Origin of the sequence: Limibacillus sp. (assembly GCA_037379885.1) — a bacterium.
Lineage (GTDB): Bacteria > Pseudomonadota > Alphaproteobacteria > Kiloniellales > CECT-8803 > JARRJC01.
The window spans coordinates 1-3,044 of record JARRJC010000117.1 but is presented as its reverse complement, the minus strand read 5'-3'; the positions used below and the strand labels follow the sequence as shown (position 1 = coordinate 3,044).

Annotated in this window: 3 protein-coding genes; all 3 read left to right on the top strand. The window is 58.0% G+C overall.

Features of this window, described 5'->3' with window-relative positions; translation table 11 throughout:
• The coding region (locus tag P8X75_15130; GenBank protein ID MEJ1996514.1) for an aldo/keto reductase at positions 1-407 on the top strand (407 nt) is incomplete at its 5' end.
• Between the two features lie 176 nt (positions 408-583).
• Positions 584-1,366, top strand: coding sequence for an alpha/beta fold hydrolase (locus P8X75_15125; protein MEJ1996513.1), 783 nt, complete (start codon positions 584-586; stop codon positions 1,364-1,366).
• A 1,067-nt stretch (positions 1,367-2,433) separates the two neighbouring features.
• The gene (locus tag P8X75_15120; protein MEJ1996512.1) at positions 2,434-2,934 is read left to right on the top strand and encodes a GNAT family N-acetyltransferase; all 501 of its coding nucleotides are present in this window, start codon (positions 2,434-2,436) and stop codon (positions 2,932-2,934) included.
• Positions 2,935-3,044 lie beyond the last annotated feature (110 nt).

Below are 3,044 nucleotides of genomic sequence, written 5' to 3'. Positions count from 1 at the left end.
AACTCGGTATCGGCTTCGTCGCCTACGCCCCGCTCGGGCGCGGCCTGCTGACCGGCAAGATCCGTTCGCTCGACACGCTGGAGGAAAATGACCGCCGCCGCGACATGCCTCGCTTCCAGGGAGAGAACCTAGGCCACAATCTGGAACTGCTTGGCGCAGCGGACGCCGTCGCGGCGCGCTGCGGCCTTTCAACCGCCGCCGTGGCCCTTGCCTGGGTCCTTTCGCGCGGCCGTGACATCGTAGCGATTCCCGGCTGCAAGCGCCGGGACACGCTCACCGACAGCCTGACCGCACTCGAGGCCGGGCTGAGCCGGGAGGATCTGAAGGAGATCGACGCCGCCTTCGACGCCGCCGCCGTGCGCGGCACCCGCTACCCCGAAAAACAGATGGCCCGCCTGGGCCTTTGATCCAGACGAAGAGCAAGGAGAACTGTACCCATGACGGCTGAAGAAAAGAATGTGATCGGCGAAGAGCACTGGACCGATAATAACGACGAGGTCCGACTCTTCCTCTGGGAAAAGTATGTCGGCTCGGCTCGCCTAAGGACAAGAAGGGCACTATCCTCTTCGTTCACGGTTCCTCCATGGCCTCGCAACCGACCTTCGATCTCCATGTCGAGGGTCGGCCCTTCTCCTCGGCCATGAACTACTTCGCCGTCCAGGGGTACGACACCTGGTGCGTGGATATGGAAGGCTACGGCAAGTCCACCAAGACGCGCGACATTACCTGCGATATCTCCAACGGGGCGGACGATCTGGCCGCTGCAAGCGCCTACATCCAGGAAAAGCGCGGCGCCGGGCCGCTGCTGATGTACGGCATCTCCTCTGGCGCGCTGCGGGCCGCGCTCTTCGCCGAGCGCCACCCCGAGCGCGTCGCGCGCCTGGCGCTGGACGCTTTCGTGTGGACCGGCGAAGGGAGTCCGACCCTGGAGGATCGCCGCAAGAAGCTGCCGCAGTTCCTGGAGAGCAAACGGCGGCCCATCGACAAGGCCTTCGTGCAGTCGATCTTCAGCCGCGACCATCCCGGCTGTGCCGAGGACAAGGTGGTCGAAGCGTTCGCCGAAGCGATCTGCGCGCTCGACGATTCCATGCCGAACGGCACCTACATCGACATGTGCTCCAAGCTGCCGCTGGTCGACCCGGAGAAGATCACGGTTCCCACCATCGTCATGCGCGGCGAATACGATGGCATCGCGGGGATGGGGGACCTCCTGGAGTTCTTCGACAAGCTGGCCAACACGGATAAGCAGTTCACCATGATGCAGGGCATCTCCCACGCCAGCTTCCAGCAGAAGAACTACATGCTGGTCTACCACATCCTTGATTCTTTCTTCCGTCAGCCGACGCCGGTCTATAAGGGGGAATAACAAGCGAGCATCCAGCTTCCGGCAATAAGCAACCCCGCCCACCAGCCGGAGAAACGTCGTGGCAAGCTAACGATAGGCGTGTCCGCTTCTAGCCAATAGCGGACCTCGGTGGATGCTTAAGACATCACCCTGATCGGCACCCTACGGCAATGCGATTAGCAATACGCTTAGGAAAAGCAGCCCCGAAGTGCTTAAAAGCAGGAGAAACCTGTAGCGGGCAATGGTTTTTTCTAACGGCTCTAGGTGCTCCTGCTCCTTGGCTTTTGTTGCTTGGAGCAATCGGCTCAACGCGTCGTTCTCTGACCTGAGCCGCAGATTATCTCGCTCTAACTGATCCTGCAGCATTAGCTTTCCCCCAAGTTATATCGCTCGCTGGTTACGCTTATGCTGAGCGAAAAGCATTAAAAGTTCCTCAAAACCCCGCATTCTCTGTGTGAATGAAGAGTACCTCTCACGCACTTGCCTTTTAGCCAATAGCGGCCATCAGGAACAGTCTTGCCGAGCCATTAGATCAATTCCGTTGCTGGATAAACTCCTGGGCGGACGCCTGAGCGGGGTGAGGCTATTCTCCCCGACCCAACAAAAGCTTCTTCGGTTGTGACCTCCTTCACAGACTTCGCGACTCTTCCCGGTGTTCCATGCGGTCAGAAGGCGGGAGCCATCTTCTCGCCAAACCTGTGCGCCCTTGTGAGGTTCGGAAGGAGAAAGCAATGCGAAATCAACGGAACTCGATGCTGGCCGTATCTGAGGAAAGGCAGCGTCTGAACGCTGAAGAAGATCAGAAAATGGCGTATTCACGATCAATGGTGACAACAGCCCAGGTCCTGAGTCCGGACTTTCATGGGATCCATAATAGGGATGAAGTCGCGTCCGACCAGAGGCCATCCGAACAGCCTCAAGATCCAAGATGCCAGGATGAAATCGACGCTTGGGCGCGTCACGCCAACGCGTCGAATGGGTTTGGCTAACTCCCGCTGCTAGCCAGTTTGGGCTTTCCCTTTCTGATCACTCTACTCGTCATTTGCTGCAAGCGGCATAATCCCAGTTCGTAGCTATGGAGCAGGTCGATGGAGCGCGTAAGGCCAGTTCGGACAAAGTATGAGGCGGACGCCGTCTACGGACTCGCCTATGAGTTTGTCGAGTGGCTTCGTCAGCGCTATCCCGAGATGGACTCTGAGATTGATACCTACCTCCATCACCAGAAGTTCGATGAACAGATCCGCGATGTACTGATCCACTACAATCCGCCAAAGGGTGAATGCCTGCTCGCCTTCGATGGGAGCAATCCGGTCGGCATTCTGATGCTCAAGGATTTAGGCGGAGGGATTTGTGAGATGAACCGCATGTACGTCCGTGAATCTGCGCGGGGTCTTGGGTTAGGTGGTGCGCTGGTAACAGAGATCATAAAGAGAGCGCGGCAGATGGGTTTCCAGAGAATCACCCTAAGCGCCTTGCCTCGGCATCATGAGGCCATGGCTTTATACCGGTCTTTGGGCTTTAAGGACGACGACAGGCCGAAGGAACCAGGAAACTCGGACAATGCTATCCTAATGAAACTCGATCTTTGAGGCATTACTGACCAACCATTCCCCATCTCCGATGTCCGCTTCTAGCCAGAAGCAGACATTCGCAGTTCGCGCGGATGGGAGCCAAGGCTTCCTCCGAGTGGACTGCGGTG